12 protein-coding genes are annotated in these 17,666 nt (G+C 63.1%); 3 read left to right on the top strand and 9 right to left on the bottom strand.

Translation table 11 applies throughout. The features are described from left to right. Nucleotides 1-84: 84 nt before the first annotated feature. From ahpF to NDB2M4_RS12725, 4 genes are all read right to left on the bottom strand, one after another. Nucleotides 85-1,662 carry an alkyl hydroperoxide reductase subunit F gene (ahpF, locus tag NDB2M4_RS12740; RefSeq protein WP_072375673.1) on the bottom strand — a complete coding sequence of 526 codons (1,578 nt, stop codon included), beginning with the start codon at nucleotides 1,660-1,662 and terminating at the stop codon, nucleotides 85-87. Between the two features lie 84 nt (nucleotides 1,663-1,746). After that, on the bottom strand, nucleotides 1,747-2,310 hold the full coding sequence (gene ahpC, locus NDB2M4_RS12735) for an alkyl hydroperoxide reductase subunit C (RefSeq protein WP_072375671.1): 564 nt from the start codon (nucleotides 2,308-2,310) through the stop codon (nucleotides 1,747-1,749). A gap of 396 nt (nucleotides 2,311-2,706) precedes the next feature. Next, entirely contained in the window at nucleotides 2,707-4,248 is a 1,542-nt protein-coding gene (locus NDB2M4_RS12730) for a PepSY-associated TM helix domain-containing protein (protein WP_072375670.1), read from the bottom strand. Beyond that, complete coding sequence (locus tag NDB2M4_RS12725) at nucleotides 4,248-4,835, bottom strand: hypothetical protein (protein ID WP_139247254.1); 588 nt, start codon at nucleotides 4,833-4,835, stop codon at nucleotides 4,248-4,250. Before NDB2M4_RS12725 ends, NDB2M4_RS12730 begins: the two co-directional genes overlap by 1 nt. Before the next feature lie 626 nt (nucleotides 4,836-5,461). Between NDB2M4_RS12725 and NDB2M4_RS12720 the strand changes: the two genes are divergently transcribed. Next, nucleotides 5,462-7,486, top strand: coding sequence for an acyltransferase family protein (locus NDB2M4_RS12720; RefSeq protein WP_083556295.1), 2,025 nt, complete (start codon nucleotides 5,462-5,464; stop codon nucleotides 7,484-7,486). A gap of 73 nt (nucleotides 7,487-7,559) precedes the next feature. On the opposite strand, the gene NDB2M4_RS12715 is transcribed toward NDB2M4_RS12720, so the two are convergent. The 5 genes from NDB2M4_RS12715 to NDB2M4_RS12695 form a co-directional block, all read right to left on the bottom strand. Then, nucleotides 7,560-9,521, bottom strand: coding sequence for a MacB family efflux pump subunit (locus NDB2M4_RS12715; RefSeq protein ID WP_072375667.1), 1,962 nt, complete (start codon nucleotides 9,519-9,521; stop codon nucleotides 7,560-7,562). After that, a complete protein-coding gene (locus tag NDB2M4_RS12710) occupies nucleotides 9,522-10,757 on the bottom strand; it encodes an efflux RND transporter periplasmic adaptor subunit (RefSeq protein WP_072375666.1) in 1,236 nt (411 codons plus the stop codon). Continuing rightward, entirely contained in the window at nucleotides 10,758-12,236 is a 1,479-nt protein-coding gene (locus tag NDB2M4_RS12705) for an efflux transporter outer membrane subunit (protein ID WP_072375665.1), read from the bottom strand. Nucleotides 12,237-12,626: 390 nt separating this feature from the next. Next, complete coding sequence (locus NDB2M4_RS12700; RefSeq protein ID WP_072375664.1) at nucleotides 12,627-13,259, bottom strand: response regulator transcription factor; 633 nt, start codon at nucleotides 13,257-13,259, stop codon at nucleotides 12,627-12,629. Between the two features lie 7 nt (nucleotides 13,260-13,266). Next, nucleotides 13,267-15,267 carry a two-component system sensor histidine kinase NtrB gene (locus tag NDB2M4_RS12695; RefSeq protein ID WP_083556293.1) on the bottom strand — a complete coding sequence of 667 codons (2,001 nt, stop codon included), beginning with the start codon at nucleotides 15,265-15,267 and terminating at the stop codon, nucleotides 13,267-13,269. 218 nt (nucleotides 15,268-15,485) lie between these two features. On the opposite strand from NDB2M4_RS12695, the gene NDB2M4_RS12690 reads away from it, so the two are divergent. After that, nucleotides 15,486-16,484 (top strand): TRAP transporter substrate-binding protein, encoded by a 999-nt coding sequence (locus tag NDB2M4_RS12690; protein WP_072375663.1) that lies wholly within the window; start codon nucleotides 15,486-15,488, stop codon nucleotides 16,482-16,484. Between the two features lie 152 nt (nucleotides 16,485-16,636). Next, on the top strand, nucleotides 16,637-17,566 hold the full coding sequence (locus tag NDB2M4_RS12685) for a LysR family transcriptional regulator (protein ID WP_072375662.1): 930 nt from the start codon (nucleotides 16,637-16,639) through the stop codon (nucleotides 17,564-17,566). The last annotated feature ends 100 nt before the right edge of the window (nucleotides 17,567-17,666 follow it).

Genomic DNA, 17,666 nt, shown 5'->3' with positions numbered 1-17,666 from the left:
CGACTTCCCGTACTGCGCGATTGCGCGCATGACATCAGACGACGCGACACCAAACTTAGAATGCATCTTAAGTTTGACGGCGCGTCAGGCGGCTTCGGCTTCGCGCTTTTCAGGAGCGGTTGCGCGAATGAGATAGTCGAAGGCGGCGAGCGAAGCCTTGGCACCGTCACCCATGGCGATCACGATCTGCTTGTAGGGAACTGTGGTGCAGTCACCGGCAGCGAACACGCCTTCCAGCGACGTCGCCCCGTGGTCATCGACGATCACCTCGCCGCGCGAGGTCAGATCGACGGTGCCCTTGAGCCAGTCGGTGTTCGGCAGTAGGCCGATCTGCACGAAGACGCCGTCGAGGGCGAGCTGACGCTCTTTGCCAGTGGTCCGCTGCTTGTAGTTGAGACCCGTCACGCGGCTGCCGTCGCCAGTCACCTCGGTGGTCTGGGCTGATACAGCGATATCCACGTTGCCGAGGCTCTTGAGCTTGCGCTGCAGCACGTCGTCAGCGCGCAGGTTCGTCTCGAACTCGATCAGCGTGACGTGACTGGCGATGCCGGCAAGATCAATGGCCGCTTCGACGCCGGAGTTGCCGCCGCCGATGACCGCGACGCGCTTGCCCTTGAACAGCGGGCCATCGCAGTGCGGACAATAGGTGACGCCCTTGTTGCGATGCTCCACCTCGCCGCGCACGTCCATCTGGCGCCAGCGCGCACCGGTGGAGAGGATCACGGAGCGCGCCTTCAGAGTGGCTCCGCTTTCCAGCGCGACCTCTACGTAGTCGCCTTTGCGCGTGAGTGCCTTCGCCTTCTGAAGGTTCATGATGTCGACGTCGTATTCGCGCACGTGCGCTTCGAGCGCCTGCACGAGCTTAGGGCCGTCGGTATGAGGGACGGAGATCAGGTTTTCGATCGACATGGTGTCGAGCACCTGGCCGCCGAAGCGCTCGGCGACGATGCCGGTGCGAATGCCTTTGCGCGCGGCGTAGATCGCCGCGGCGGCCCCGGCGGGTCCGCCGCCAACGACGAGAATGTCGAATATCCCTTTGGCGTCGAGACGGGCTGCTTCCTTCTCGGCTGCCGAGGTGTCGAGCTTTGCCAGAATCTCCTCAAGGCCCATGCGCCCCTGTCCGAACAACTGGCCGTTGAGGTAGATGGCCGGCACGCTCATGATCTGCCGCGCTTCGACCTCGTCCTGAAAGTCGGTGCCGTCGATGGCGACGTGGCGCACGGCCGGGTTCAGCACGGCCATGAGGTTGAGTGCCTGAACGACGTCGGGGCAGTTCTGGCAGGACTGCGAGAAATAGGTCTCGAAGGAGAGCTCGCCCTTAAGGCTGCGGATCTGGTCGAGAACCGCCGGCTCCGCCTTCGGAGGATGACCGCCGACTTGCAGCAGTGCGAGGACGAGCGAGGTGAACTCGTGGCCCATGGGAAGGCCCGCGAAAGTGAGCGCGATCGTCTCGCCCGGGGCCGTCAACGAGAACGAGGGACGACGCGCGTCGCTGCCATCCTCTTTCAACGTGATTTTGTCGGACAGTTCGGCGATCTCGTGCAGAAGCTCGATCATCTCGGCCGACTTGGGCGTGTCGGACGGCGAGGCGGTGATGATGACAGGTCGGGTAAGACGCTCGAGGTAAGCCTTGAGCTGGGTCTTCAGAGATGCATCAAGCACGGGGAGCTTCCATCGCTAGTGGCTGGCGGATTCAGGGTCGGTGATCCCCGCGCCGCGATGAGCGCGGGGATCGGAAGCATGGCGTCAGATCTTGCCGACGAGCTCGAGAGAAGGAGCCAGGGTCTTCTCGCCTTCCTTCCACTTCGCGGGGCAGACTTCGCCAGGATGGCTGCGCACGTACTGTGCCGCCTTGATCTTGCGCACGAGCTCCAGCGCGTCACGGCCGACGCCTTCGGCAGTGACCTCCATGATCTGAATGACGCCATCGGGGTCGACGACGAAGGTGCCGCGATCAGCAAGACCCTCGCCTTCGCGCATGACATCGAAGTTGCGCGTGATGGCGCCGGTGGGGTCGCCGATCATGGCGTACTTGATCTTGCCGATGGTCTCGGAGCTGTCGTGCCAAGCTTTGTGGGTGAAGTGCGTATCCGTCGAAACAGAGAACACCTCGACGCCCAGCTTTTTCAGCTCGGCGTCATGATCGGCGAGGTCGCCAAGCTCGGTAGGGCAGACGAACGTGAAGTCGGCGGGATAGAAGAAGAAGACCGCCCATTTGCCCGCGATGTCGGCGTCGGAGACGTCGATGAATTTGCCCTGCTTGTAGGCCTTCGCTTTGAACGGTTTGATCTTGGTATTGATGAGAGCCATGAATTTAGTCCCGATTGTGGAGTTCGTGCCTCGCGCCCGCCCGCCGAGACGGGGCAACCACTGCGGTGCAACATAAATGCCGGAGGCCGGTAAAGCCCGGGCGTCATCTCGCCGCGCGACCACGGCTGCCTCTCGTGTTGCGGCCCTGCGCTCAGCGCGGAGAAGTCATGCAGAATTGCCGACGCAGAATAGATTCACCGCTGTGCTCGCAAACCATGACGATGGCGCGCTCGGCGCCGGAAGGGCGTTGCCTTCCGAACGTCGAAGTCACGCGCGCATGTCGGATTGCTGACAATTGCAACAATCGCCGGGAGCGATGCAATTTGCGTGCAAGCGATCGATGCTTAGTTGCATCTCCATACGAGCAGCGACAGTTGCCAGCGAGTCCGCCGAGCCTCAGCCTTCTGTCGCCGCGGGCACAAGCATGCTCGCTCGGGCTTCGGCGCGCTTCAGCGCCGGGATCGCCATCAGCATGGCGATGAACGCCAGCACCGCCGTCAAAGCCCACGCTAGAGGATCGACGATGCGCGCTGCCCAGACTGTGAGATAGACGACAATCAAGAACACTAGCGCGACGGCGCATGCCAGCCGGAGGACGCGGCCAGCCGCGTGCATGTCGGCGGCGATCATCGCAACCAGCAGCGCGAGCGTGGCCGTCGCCAGATAGGCATAAAGAATGATGGCGGGACTGCCATAGAGCGCTGCTATCGCCGATGCAGCCAGCGCGAAGGGCTGCCCCCACCCGATGCCCATCCAGAATTTCTCCCAGCGCGGCACGGGCGTGCCCTTGTCGCGCTTGCGGGCCAGCCAGATGGTGACTCCAGTAAAGGTGATGACACTGAGGGCGAGGCCCAAGAGACCATAGGCGAGCTTGATCGGCAGCCCGCCGAACCAGCCGAAGTGCAGGGGTTGCAGCAGGCCGAGGATGCGCTGGCCGATGCCACCGCTCTCAAGACCGCCATCGCCGAGCGGCGTGCCATCACCCTTGAAGTAATAGGTGTTGGCCAATGCCAAGTGGCCAGGTGACCGCATTCCTAGGTGCACCACCTGCCCCGCTTCACCGATATGGTCGATGCGGGCGCTGGTGAATTGTGCGCCGGGCAGGCGCATCTCCACGCTGCGCATCATGGCGGGGACGTCGGGTGCTGGAGCGGGTGTCTCGTCTGCACTTGCACGGGGGCCCAGGATAGCCGCGAAGGCCTTTTCAGAGTCGCCGTCATAGGCTGCCAGCGCCAGAACGCCGACGATCAGCACCGAAAGCCCCAGCAGCGCGCCGCTAAGCGAGACGACGAAATGAAACGGCAGTCCCCACACACCGAGGCGATTATGCAGATCGGCTTCCTGCAACCGCCATGAACCGCCACGGCGCAGATAGAAGGCGTCCTTGAGGATGCGGGGATGCGAGAGGATTCCCGAAATGAGTGAGGACAGCAGCGCAACCCCGGTCAGTCCGACGAGAAAGAAGCCCCACGTGCGCGGCAGATGGAGACTGGTATGGAGTTCTGTGACGAACTCGGTCCACGGTGCGTGCGCGCGGGCGATGAGTTCTCCAGATGGGCTTGCAAGCCAGCTGCCCTCCGCTCCTGTTTCATGGTCGTGATAGTTGATCATGAGGCGATTATGACCCGCGCGCGGGCTTGGCCCCATGACGAACATGTCGTGTGCGGCCTTGTCGGCAACCGCCTGGGCGTAGCCCGCATTGATGGCAGCCCCAACTTCATCAGCCGTCAGCGGCCGATCGATGGGCGCGATGTCCGGCTGCTCCCAACGCTGCAGCTCGAACATGAAGACGCTGACGGTGCCCGTGATGCATACGATGTAGATGAGCGCTGCGAATGCGAGGCCGAGGGCCGAATGTCCAGCGAGCATCGCGCGCACGAACTGCGGGGGCAGAAACTGGCGCTTGCGTGAGCGCGCCTTTTCGAGCGGGGCATGCATCAGGCGAGCACCTTCGGCAGGAAGGCAACAGCGTAGCCGACGGCAGAGATACCGACGAGCAGCAGCGTGGCGCGCAGCAGCTTCGAATCGCTGAGCGTCCAGGCCATCCCCGCTCCCCAGAGCACGGGAACCAGTAGTCCACCGACAACGATGCGATCATGCGTTGCCAATGGCATGGCGACGGCGAAGGCGACGCCGACACCGATGGCGGCGATCCCGGCCAGCACGATGGACAGCAGGGCCTTGGCTATCGCGCGGGGCCAATTGGTGGGGCGCTCTTCCGGCTCCAGTGCTGCTTCGCGCGCGCGCTGAACTTTGGGGACGCGGATTTCCCGCCGCAGAATGATGATGCCATAGGCCGCCAGGGCGAGAACGATCAACCCATAGGCGACGCCGACTTCAACATCCCAGGCTCGGAAGAAAGCCCAGAAAGCGCCAGCGATCAGCATCCAACCGGAGATCAGGTACGGCACGTTGCCGGGTCGCTTGCCGAGCCACGACAAGCGCAGCAGCGCGACGCCGCAGACAAAAAGCAAAACGCCCGCTGCGGTGGCAAGCGGGACCAAGTAGGTTTCGAGCAGCTCCAAGGCGCGTGCTTCCCCCGTGAAGATAAGCCCAAGCGGCGCGCGGTTTGGAGCAGCCGCCACTATACGGGCAGAGGTTGCATTGTCTACTGTCCTGGTATGGTATTTCTGCGGTGGAGAGCGGGCGACTCCAGTGCCGCGCACGACCACCCAATGCTCGGAGCGGTGGTCGATTGCATCGACAGGCGGCGCCCGAGCTTACTGCGCATAAGCTTCACCTGAGGAAGCGGTCACCGTCGCTGCAAATGACGAGCGACGCGGTGGAGCGTCGACGCCAGGAGAGATCCCCGCCTCGCGAAGAAGCGGATGAACTGCCGTGGATGCATGGTGCGAGCTAGAGGCAGAGCCCACGTTCCCGATCGGCCGGAAACGGGCGCTGCAATAGTGCCATCATTGGAATTTGGAGGCACACACCCTGGTGTGGGTTGGCGGGAGGGAGCCCAAGAGACCCACGCGCTCACTGATACGCCTGCGCCACACCCAGCCGCAAAACCAACCTCCTATTGTCTCTTAGCTGCAAATGCCCACCGTCCGCCGTTCCGTAATAATTGACCGGCGCTCTGCGCCCCATCTAACCTTACTTCGTATTTTGCATAACGGTGTTTTTTGCGGCGCGGGGGTCAGTTTAGGTGGGTCGGGGTTTGGGCGGTGCGCCGGGAGTTGCTCGCGGCGGCTATCATAGTTTCATCGATGGCCTGCGGGCTCTCTCGATCATAATAGTTGTCGCCTATCACGCCGGAGTTCCGGGCTTTGGCGGCGGCTTCATCGGGGTCGATGTCTTCTTCGTCATCTCCGGGTACCTGATCATTACGCTGATCCAGCGCGACGTCGCGAGCGGGCAATTCTCGTTCGCCGACTTCTGGGCACGACGCATCCGACGGATCGTTCCGGCATATCTCGCGATGCTCGCGGGCACCTCGATTCTGGCCTGGAACGCGCTGCTATTTTCGGACGAGCTCGTGAACTTCGCTAAATCGGCTCAGGCGTCTGCGCTGATGGTGTCGAACCACTTCTTCTATAATCGGCAGGGCTACTTCGATGTCGCCTCAGACGCGCAGCCGATGCTGCACACGTGGTCATTGTCGGTGGAGGAGCAGTTCTACGTCATTGCTCCCGTGGTGATGTTTTTCGGCTGGCGATATCTGCCGCGCAAATTTGCCATCGCGCTGGCTGGGCTGGCGGCGGCCGCTTCGCTGGCCGGGTGCATCGCTTTCGTGGCACGCGATCAAAGCATGACGTTCTTCATCATGCCGTTTCGGGCTTGGGAGTTCGTGGCTGGAGGCGCCGTTGGGTTCATTGCCGCACGAATTGCGTCACAACCGAAACCTATTACGGCGGGTCTCGGATTTTTCGGCGTGGCACTGATTGCCCTCTCGGCCGTCTTTATAAGCGAGCAGCCGTATCCATCGTACTTCGCTCTGTTGCCCGTCACCGGAGCCGTACTTGCGCTGGCGTCGGGACTTGCTCACCCGCAGGGCCTATACGCGCGCGCAATGTCATTGCGTCCTCTCGCCGCGATCGGCGTGCTTTCTTACGGCTGGTACCTTTGGCACTGGCCACTGATCTCGCTCGGTCGGATCACTCGCTCGGGCGAGTCCGACCTTGTGCTCGATAGCCTGATGGCGATGCTCGGCCTGGCGCTTGCCGTGGCGAGTTACTTCCTCATCGAGAAGCCCATTCGGAAAAGACAATGGCGTTTTCCGCTGGCATTGGCACCCGTGGGCGTCGTGCTGGTTTGCGGTTTGGCAGCGAACCACACATTCAAAGCCCGTTCCAAATCCCCTGATCTCCAGGCTCTGCAGGTCCGGCTGGTGCAGCGTCCGGCCGAATGCGCGCGCTACGGTGCGAAAGGCATCGCTGACGCGCCGGAGGATTGTAGGACGTCAGGTCGCCGATCGGTGACTTTCATCGGCGATTCCTACGCGATGGTTGCTTATCCCCCCGCTGCCGAGTTTGCGCGCTCGCGGGGCTTCTCGCCGCAGTTGCTGTGGCACTCGGGCTGTCCACCTGTCTCCAATTCCGACATCCTCTATCACGAGCAGCAGAGTTGCGCGGCGTTCAGAAATGCTCTGTTCGCGTGGCTGGGCCAAACGGAGACACGGGTGGATCGCGCCGTGGTGGTCGCGAACTGGCCGCAGTATCTCAATATGATCGCGCCCCCAGGCGAGAGGTCACCAATTCCCGAGAGGGATGCGATTGCTCGAATAGCCCGCGAAGCGGACTTTGCCCTCGCGCAGATGCGCAGCCGAGGCGCGTCGAAGATCCTGCTGGTCGGCCCTCACCCGTCGTTCCGGCATCTCGTGGCTGAATGCGTCTATCGCGCGCGGGCTTACAGCACGTCTGACGCCTCGTGCGCTGAACTCAACGAGCGGTCGCTAATGGTGACGAGCGCGGTCAGCGATGCGCTGCAGAATGTTGCCGCCAAGCATCCCTATGTGCGCTTCGTCAATTCAGCCGAGTTCGTGTGCCCTGGTGGCAAGTGTCAGATCACGCGCCACGATGACCCTATCATCGTGGACAACGGGCATTTTTCCTGGAGCGGGGCGGAGGCGTTTTTAGAGTTTCAGGCCGCAAGTTTCCTCTGGTTGCTCGAGGACGAGTCGGTCGACGGGGTTAGCATTGAGATGTCGAGCACCAGTGCGCCGGCCCCGTAAAGTTTGACGCCAGGTGCTCCGCATGGCCGGGCACGATGCTTTCCCCAAGTCAGGACTAACCGGCAACAACCTTTCAGGTGCGGGCGAGCGCGATGACCGGGTCGAGGCGAGAAGCGTTGCGCGCGGGCAAATAGCCGAACACCACACCGATCAAACTGGAGCACAGCACCGCGACGATGATCGACGCGGGCGAGTACACCAGTGCAAAGTTGGTGGTGAGCGAGCTGAAGATGACGCCGAAGCCCAACGCTAGCGCAATGCCCAGAAGCCCGCCCATGACGCACACGAGCACTGCCTCGATCAGGAATTGCTGCAGAATGTCTCCCTGACGCGCTCCGACAGCCATCCGCACCCCGATTTCGGGCACGCGCTCGGAAACCGAAACAAGCATGATGTTCATCACACCGATGCCGCCGACGATCAGAGAGATCACGGCGATGGCGGCCACCAGGAGGGTCATGGTCTGAGTGGTGCTGGTGATGGTCTGGCGGATATCGTCGGTATTGATGATGAAGAAGTCTTTGGTGCCGTGCCGCTGCGTCAGGAATGCGGTGACTGCCTGTTCGGCCACATTAGGTGAGACGTCATCCTCAACGCGCAAGGTGATGCTGCGCAGCGACGTGGTGCCGAGAATGCGGGTCTGAACCGTCGTATAGGGAAGATAGAGGGAGAGATTCTGGCTCGAACCAAAGCCACCCTGCTGAGGCCGGATCACGCCGATGACGCGGCAGGGAACCTGACCGATCAGGATTACCTCCCCTACCCCGCCGTTGGGGAAATCGGCGAACAGCGCCTTGCGCGTGTTGTCGTCGATGACAACCTCTTGGGCGCGGGTGCGTACGCTGTCTGTATCGAAAAGCCGTCCCATGGCGAGCTGAGCACCACGGGCAGCGAAGTACGCCGCGCCGACGCCGTTCACCTGAGCCGACGATTCGTTCTCGGCGAAGCGTACCGTGCTTGAAGTCGAGACTGTCGGTGTCACGGCGGCCGCGTAAGGTTGCTTGGCAAGCTCGTCGGCGTCTTTCACTACGAGGGTCGTGATCTTTCCCGAGCGCGTGTCGCCGAAATTCCGGCCGGCGAATATCTCCAAGGTGTTGGTACCGAGGCTGCTGATGTTTTCCAGCACGCGCTGTTGCGATCCCGTACCCAACGCCACCACGCACACGACGGATGCGATGCCGATGATGATGCCGAGCATCGTCAGCAGCGTACGCAGCCGGTGCGCCTGCAGGGCACGCATCGCCATGATAAACGACTGCCGCAGCCGATTGGCAATTGCGCTTACGCCCGCCCCACCACGTGTTTTGCGGTTTTGCGGCTCAGGCTTGACGGTCGTCCGCACCTCGCCTGTCGGGCCATCCGATATGACCTTGCCATCGCTCAGCTCGATAATGCGCTCCGCAGTGCGCGCAACTGACGGATCGTGCGTTACGATGATGACGGTGCGGCCCTCGTTGTGCAGCTCGCGCAGAATTTGCAGAACTTCCTTGCCGCTCTGACTGTCGAGTGCACCGGTGGGCTCGTCGGCGAGGATGACGTCGGCATCGTTGATGAGCGCGCGGGCAATAGAGACGCGCTGCTGTTGTCCACCGGACAACTGGCCGGGACGGTGATCCTCCCGCGCTGACATACCAAGCCGACCGAGCAACCCCTTGGCGCGTGAGCGGCGGTCGCTTTGTGTGACGCCAGTGTACACCGCCGGGACCTCGACGTTGCCAAGGGCGGTCAGCTCAGGCAGCAGGTGATAGCGTTGGAAGATGAAGCCGAAGTGCTCGCGGCGCAATGCTGCCAGCTCGTCTGCCTCAAGTGATGAGGTCTCGCGACCGGCGATGCGATAACTGCCGGATGTCGGCCGGTCCAGGCAGCCGAGGACGTTCATCAACGTCGACTTTCCGGACCCTGACGCGCCAATGATGGCCACCAGCTCGCCGGGGGCGATGGTGATGGAGACGTCTTTCAGCGCGGCTATGACGGTGTCGCCCGAGATATATTCCCGGCTGACACCATGCAGCGCGATAATGGGCTCGGCGCTCATTCAGAAGCCCATTGGCGGTGGCCCGGGCGGGCGAGATGATGTGGAGGTAGACGTCTGCGCGCTGGCTTGGGCGATGACGACGCGCTCGCCTTCTTCGAGACCTGACTTCACCTCGGCGGTGACCTTATTGTTGAGGCCGATCTCGACGAAGCGCTCGAAAATGGTACCCGCGCGATCGACGACGCGCACCGCGTAGCGCCCGTCACCGTTCTTGCGCCCGAGAGCGGCAGACGAGACTGTGAGCACGTTGGTGGCCTCGCCGAGGATAATATGCACCTCCGCCGTCATGTAGGTCCGCAGACGATGACCGGGGTTGGGAACATTGAACACGCCGATATAGTAGATTGCTGAACTGCTGGACGACGTGGTCGACGAGCTGCTGCTCGACGAACTGAAACTGCTATCGCTCTTGATCGTTTCTGGCGCGGGCTCGATCTGCTCCAAAGTCGCCTCGTAGCGCGAATCCGGGTCGCCAATGATGGTGAAGAAGATGCGCTGTCCCGGTTTCACCTTGACGATGTCGGCTTCCGAGATCTCTGCGCGGACGGTCATTGTTTCCAGCTCACCGAGGATGATGATCGTCGGTGCCGATTGTACTGCGTTGACGGTCTGGCCCTCTTGCGTGACGACCGACAGAACCGTGCCATCGATGGGAGCAGTGATCTTGGTGTAACCGAGGTTGGCTTGCGCCGTCGCAACCGCCACCTCTGCGGCGATGATCTGCGCGGCGAGCGCATCGATCTGCGCTCTGGTGGTGGCCACCGTCGCCTCGGCGCTTTCGTAGTCGGCCTGCGAGACGGCCCGCTGGGCGATCATGTTCTTCTGTCTCGTATAGGTGCGGATGGCCAAGTCGAGGCTGGCTTCCTTCTCTTCCTTCTGCGCCTTGACGTTGGCGAGGGTCGCTTTAGCGGTGCGCAGAGCGTTCTCCTGAGTGATGGAATCGATCTCGGCGACGAGCTCTCCGCGGGTGACCTGCTGACCGGGCTTCACCTTGACGGAGGTGACGCGGCCGGACACCTGCGCGCCGACGGCGACCAGCTTGACCGGCTTCAGGGTGCCGGAGGCGAGAACGGTCATCTCGACGTCTCCACGCGTGACCGCCGCTGTCGAGAGCGAGCGGGAAGCGGACGACGAACTGGCGCCGAAGTAAAAATAGCCCGCAGCGCCTAGCACGACCACGAAGAGGCTTAGGCGCACGAGCCAGCGCCAGATGGGCGCACGGAAGGACTTGGACATTTACGCGCCCCCTGCCGGACGCCAAAAGTGTGGACCGGTGTTGGCGTCGACGACCGCGGGATGCCCACCATCGACCTCGCCGTCCCATCCGCCGCCAAGTGCCTTCATCAGTGCGATGTAGTTAGTGGCGATTGCGACGCGACTGACGAGGAGAGCATCCTCAGCCGAATAAGCAGAGCGTTCGGCATCGAGCACGTCGAGAAAATCAGACGAGCCACCCTGGTAGAGTTGCCGCGACAGGTTGGACGCTTCGCGATATGAGGCCGCGGCCGATGCGAGCTTGCGGTTCCTCTGACGCTCACGCCCCAGCGCAACGGCCGAATTCTCGACATCCTCCAAAGCCTCGAGCACCACGGAATGGTAGGCGAGGAAGTACTGGTCGCGTTGCGCCTTGGCGATGTCGACCGCGGCCCGAAGCTGGCCGCCCTGGAAGATCGGAACGGACAGAGATGGACCAAATGACCACCCAATGGTCGAGGCTTTGCCAAGATCACCGAGGCTAAGCGCCGTCGTCGCGATGTTGCCGGTGAGACTGACGCTTGGGTAGCGGGCGGCTTCGGCCTGGCCGATCTTGGCCGTCGCTTGTGCGTACTGGCGCTCGGCGAGGCGAACATCGGGACGCGTGATGAGTACATCGGCGGGGACGCCAGCGGATGGTAGCGCTTTGGGTTGCGGAATTGCGCGGACCGGTTTGAGCCGGCCGGCAAGAGCGCCGGGCGCGCGGCCCGTCAGCACGCTGAGGCGATGGACAGTCTCGGCGTAGGATGTCTCGAGGGCGGGAACGTTGGCCTCAGTAGAGGCCGCAAGGCCGACGGCGCGGGCGACGTCGACCGACGATGCGCTTCCAGCTTCGAGCTGGCGCCGCGTCAGAGCTGCCGTCTCCTTCTGCGAGTCGGCCGTGCGGCGCGCCAGGGCTATGCGGGTCTGATAGCCGCGCAAGGCGACGTAGTTGGAGGCGATGTCGCCGATGAGGGTGAGCTGGGTGGCGCGCAGATCTTCCTCTGAAGCATCGAGGCCGTAAGCGGCGGCTTCGATGGCGCGCTTGTTGGCGCCGAAGATGTCGGCTTCCCAGCTGGCGTCGAAGCCCGCTTGGTACTGCGTATAATATTGCGCCCCGCTCGAGCTCGGTCCGGATACCGACTTGGAGCGCGTTATTGCGCCGCCGGCGTCGGCAAATGGAAGCAGGCCGCCCACCGACTGACGATACGTCGCCCGGGCCTCGCGGATGCGCGCCCTCGCGGCCGCCACGTCCAGGTTGTGGTTGATACCTTCTTCAATCAACGCATTCAGGAGAGGGTCGCCGAAGCGCTGCCACCAGTGCGATAACTCGGGTGGGCGCGCCGGACCCTTAGCGGTCGCCCATTGATTCGGCAGCGACATTGCCGGCTGCATGTAGTCAGGGCCGACGACACAGCCGCCCAGCCCTATACAGCCCGCCACCACGGCGAGGCCGACGCCAAACACACGTACGCAGTACACTAGACGAACTCCCACCTACCGAACTCTTGCAACGCCCGGCTCCCCCTTCTCCCGTCGCTCGTTCCTGGTCCGCGCAGGGATACCAGCGACGGAGTTGCTTCTGGGCCACGCACAGTGCGGCGAAGAGCAGCGGCACAGTTGATCCACAGCTTGGGGTGTAGCGGCGCGCTCAGGTGTATTTGTCGGGCCCGCGGGGTGTGCCCGCCAGCCAACTCGCCCAACATAAGCGGCTCGACGTGACGGTTCCCAGCCAGGCGCGGGCTCGATTACCTCCCTAGACGTCAAGCATATCAATGCACCCGCCCGCAGCAATGCCGCGCCGACGGCAACAGCAAGATCGGCGTTGGTGTCGAGTGGGACTACTGAGCGTGGAGGTTGCGTGCTTGGCCACTAGCCCGAGCGGGTGGCGCGGCCGTGCATCGTATCGTTATCGGCGAGCAGCTTGACCAGTTCCACGGCGCTGCGCACGCCGAGCTTCTCGAAGATGCGCGCGCGGTGCACCTCGACGGTGCGGATGGCGATGGACAGCTCGTCGGCGATGACTTTGTTCGGCCTGCCGGCCACAAGGAGTTGCATCACCTCCGCCTCGCGGTCCGACAGCGTTGCGAGGCGCTCGGTGTGCGAGCGGCGCGCGGCGTCTTGCTCGGCACGCGCTTCGTCATCGGCCATGGCGGCGATGAGCTTGTCGACGAGATCGTTGGCGTCGAAGGGCTTTTCGATGAAGTCGCGGACGCCCTTCTTCAAGGCTTCGACAGCCATCGGCACGTCGCCGTGCCCGGTGAGAACGATGCACGGCAAGCGCGATCCGGCGTTCTGCAGGCGCGAGAACAGCTCCAATCCCGAGATGCCGCCCATGCGGATATCGGTCAGCACGCAGCCGCGCAGGCCGGGATTGAAAAATTCGAGGAATTCCTCGCCGGAGGAGAAGGTCGACGTGCTGACGCGGCGCGACGACAACAGAAAGGTCAGCGCATCACGCAGCGTGGCATCATCGTCGACGACGTAGACGCGTGACTGGCTCATGTCGTCCTCAGTGCGAGAGTGGCAGCGTGAAAGAGAAGCAGGCGCCGCCGCCGGGCTGGTGCTCATACTTGATGCCTCCTCCGTGCAATTCGATGATCGACCGGCATATGGTCAGTCCCATGCCCATGCCGCCCTCCTTGGTGGAGACGAACGGCGAGAAAAGCTGACTAGTTAGATGCTCGGGCACGCCGCCTCCCCGGTCGAGCACGCGCACCTCTATGGCGCCGCCGTTGAGACTGCCCGCAAGGGTTATGCCGCGTGAAGAGCGCGGCAGATCCCTGCAGGCGTCCATGCTGTTGCGGATGAGGTTGACCAGTACCTGCTCGATGAGAACGCGGTCGGCACGCACGCGCGGCAGGCCGGCGTCGAGGAGTACGTCGATCAAGCAGTGTCCCCTGGTCAGCTCCGGCTCCAGCAGTGCAACCGTTTCCTTGGTCACCTCGGCGAGATCGATCGGCTCGAGGCGCGGCTCACTCTTCTTCACGAAGTTATGGACGCGGCGGATCATGAGGCCGGCGCGCTCCACGGATTTGCCGATTGCGTCGAGGGCGGGCGTGACGTCCGAGGGATTGGCGCCGCCGCTCGACAGCATGTTCTTGAGGCCGGTCTGGTAGCTGCGGATCGCCGCGAGCGGCTGGTTGAGGTCGTGGGCGAGGAACGATGCCATCTCGCCCATGGTGACGAGGCGCGAGGTGTGCTGCATCTTCTCGGCCTGCGTGCGCGCCATTTCCTCAGATGCCTTGCGGTCGGAGATGTCGAGCACGGACCCGATCCAGCCTTGCTGCTGGCCTTGTGCGTCGATGAGCGGTGCTTCGTAGATCAGCACGTCGAAGCGCGTGCCGTCGCGGCGCTGGAACAGCACCTCGATGCCTTGCCCGGTAGCGGCGCCGGCGAGGATGGCGTCATGCAGGCGCTGCGTGCGGTCCTGCTCCTCGGGTGCCCAGTAGGGCATGGGCGGGACGCGTCCGAGGAGTTCTGCCTCCGAATAGCCAACCATCTTGCAGAATGCCTGGTTCACGTAGAGCAGGCGGCCTTCCATGTCGCGGGCGCGGATGCCGACGCGGAGCGATTCCTCCATGCTGCGGCGGAAGGCGTATTCCTCATCGCGCGCGGCTTCGGCCAGCTTGCGGCCACGCAACTGGCGCTCGCGGGCGATGAGGGCGGCTGCGGTGAGGAAGCTCAGGACGATCATCGCAACGACGAGGCTGTTCTGCACGAGGCTCGAGCGGTTGCGGTAGCTCGTAAGCGTGAGCCAGAGGTTCGACAGCGGCGGGCCGATCTCGACGGTGTAGCTGAGCGCGCCCTTATCGGGGTCGACCTTGGAACGACTCGCGGCGATCTGCTCATCGCTGCGCTTGATTTGAACGGCGCGCTTTTCGGCGATCCACCAGGGCACGTGCTGGGCGAGGAAGCGGCCGAGGGAAATCTCGGCGTGCAGCAGCGCGACGACGTTGCCATCCCTGACGATGGGGGCGACGTAGGAAACGTGATCGGAGGTGTCGCCGCGTGAATAGGGCGGCGTGAATAGCCCGCGCCCCGTTCGGCGCGCGATCTCGACGGCGGACAGCACGACTGGATTGAGCGGCGTCTGCGCGTCGGCGGAATTGGGGACCGAGGCTTGCACCTTTAGATTGGCGTCGAGCCAGCTCAGGCCCCAGAGCTCGCGCTCGATATGGACCAACGGCCCGGCCTGCACGGCGAAGGCTTCTTTCAGGGAGTCCGCCTTGCCAAGCTCATAGGCCATGCGAGACAGGCGCGTCTCGATGGTGCTGAAGCGGAACTGGAGGGTGTGCTCGACCCAAAGGGCGTCGCGGATGATCTCCTCGCGGCGCGCCTCGCGCTCATCGCCGTCGAGCAGCCAGAGCAGCAGGCCCAGCACCAGGAATATGCCGGCAAGCGACAGCAGCGAGCTGAGCATGAGCGCGGGGGCCGACCAGGCCGGACGGAACCGGTCGCCAGCATCGCCGGCAGTCCGCCAGCCCATGCGCGCCTGTATGTCCGCCACCATCGGGGAGCCGTTCCGCTTACTCAACTTCGATCCCGACCTTACCTATCCGTCCCCGTGCCCGTCGCGTTGCGGATAACCACAATAGAGGCTGCTCACCCTTTCCCCCATACTCGGGGATCGGGGAAAGGCCCGTTGCGCCTTCAGGCTGCGCCGCAAGTACGGCGGCAGCGGGAAGATACGCGATGAGTTGGGCCGGGGGCGGGCTTAGTGTGAGTAAGATGAAGAGCCTTGCAGCGCTGATTATCGCCACGCTGGGGTTGTTGCTCGCCGGCCAGAGCCAGGCCGGGGAAGCCATCGTTCTGCGCTTCAGCCATGTGGTGGCTCCGGATACCCCAAAGGGTCTGGGCGCCGAGAAATTCAAGGAGCTTGCGGAGCGTTACACCCAGGGCCGGGTGAAAGTGGAGGTCTATCCGCTGGCGCAACTTTACCGCGACCAGGAGGAGCTGGAGGCGGTGCAGCTCGGTGCCGTCGAGATGGTGGCGCCATCGCTCGCCAAATTCGGGCCGCTCGGCATCAAGGAGTTCGAGGTTTTCGACCTTCCCTACCTGTTCCCCGGGTGGGCAGCGCTGCATGCGGTGACCCAGGGGACAATCGGGAAAGAGCTGCTCGCCGGCCTCGACAGCAAGGGCATTCGTGGCCTCGCCTTCTGGGACAACGGCTTCAAGATCATGAGCGCGAACCGGCCGATCCACATGCCGCAGGATCTGGCCGGCCTGCGCATGCGCATCCAGCCGTCGCGCGTTCTGCAGGCGCAGATGAAGACTCTCGGCGTCGTGCCGCAGATCATTCCGCTGCCGGCGGTGCATCAGGCGCTGGAAATGGGCGTGACTGACGGCACGGAAAATCCGCCCTCCAACATGCTGGTGCAGCGTTTGAGCGAGGTGCAGCCGCATGCGACGCTCTCGAACCACGGCTATCTGGGCTACGCAGTGATCGTGAACAAGGCGTTCTGGGACGGGCTGCCGCGCGATATCCGCAGCGCTCTGGAGCGGGCGATGAGCGAGGCGACCCAGTACACGAACAGGATCGCGGAAACCGCCAATGCCGAGGCGCTCGCGAAAATGAAGGCGGCGGGAACGACGCTTTTCCACGAGCAGACCTCGGCCGAGCGCGAAGCGTGGATCAAGGCGCTCGAACCCGTCTATGCCGACGTCGCAGCGCGGATCGGCAAAGACCGCATCGATGCAATCCGCGCAGTTACGGGGCTGACGCAATGAACCTTGCGATCCCAGCTTCGGGAGGCGCGGGCCCAAGCCAGACGCCACTTGCGAGGGATGAACCGCATGCGCTCTCGAGCGATGAGACGACGGCGGCGGGCGGGCGGCCTGCCCTCCGTCAAAGAGACACTTCAGCGCGCCGAGCCTGCAACATGAACTTCAAGTCACTGCGCGCCTTTCAGCTTGCGGCAGAGCGCGGATCGCTTTCGGCGGCAGCGAGCGAACTGTGCCTGAGCCAACCTGCCGTGAGCCGGCTGATTGCGCTTCTGGAAGCCGATCTCGATCTGAAGCTATTCGACCGCACCGGGCGTGGTCTTAGCCTGACGCGAGATGGAAAGCTGTTCTACGACACGACCAAGCATATTCTGGCCGGGGTCGAGGAAATTCCGCGCATCGCGCGCAACATTCGTACCGGGGATCAGCGATTTCATATCCTCACGACCCCGCGGGTAGCGCAGGCTGTCGTCTCACCTGCCCTGTCTCTGCTGCGCAAATCGAACGACCGGCTCTCCTGCAGCATCGATTTGCGCGCGCGTTTCGAGCTCGACAGTGCGATCGCATCAACGCGCTTCGATCTCGTGCTTGCTTCTTTACCGCTAAGCCCGTCGCACGTTCCGATCGAAACCAAGCCGCTGTTCAAGGTGCGTATCGAGGCGGTCGTACCAAACGACCACAATTTTGCGAAGCGCGGCAGCCTCACCGCTGATGATCTCGCGGGTGAGACGCTCATCGGGCCGTGGCGCAACCCGGCCTGGCGTCAGCAGATGGGCGATGCCTTGCCGGCAATCGATTTCTCGCCCAGCTACGCACTCGAAACCCACTCATCGCTGATGGCGTACCAGATGGCGAGCGATGGTGCGGGTATTGCGTTCTTTGATCGACTGAGTGCGCGCGGGCTGAATACAGAAGCGGTGAAATTCCTCCCGCTGTCACCCGCGAAATGGATCACGTTCGGCTACATTCACCCGGCGGAAAAGCCGCTCTCGGCGAATGCGCTGAATTTCATTGATGCCATTCGTCAGACCATTCTCGATTTCCGCCTCCTAAGCGACGACAATGCAAACGCCGTGCATCTCGCATAACTCGCTTATTTTCTCCCCATAAACCTCGGTCCATTTCCCGCATTAACAATAGTCAATACGTATCGCGTCACAAACGGTGAAGCTGTGCCGTTTGCTGTCG

This window comes from Hyphomicrobium sp. NDB2Meth4 (genome assembly GCF_900117445.1).
In the GTDB taxonomy this organism is placed as follows: domain Bacteria; phylum Pseudomonadota; class Alphaproteobacteria; order Rhizobiales; family Hyphomicrobiaceae; genus Hyphomicrobium_A.
The sequence above is the reverse complement of the archived record's forward strand: the minus strand, read 5'-3'. Positions and strand labels throughout refer to the sequence as shown.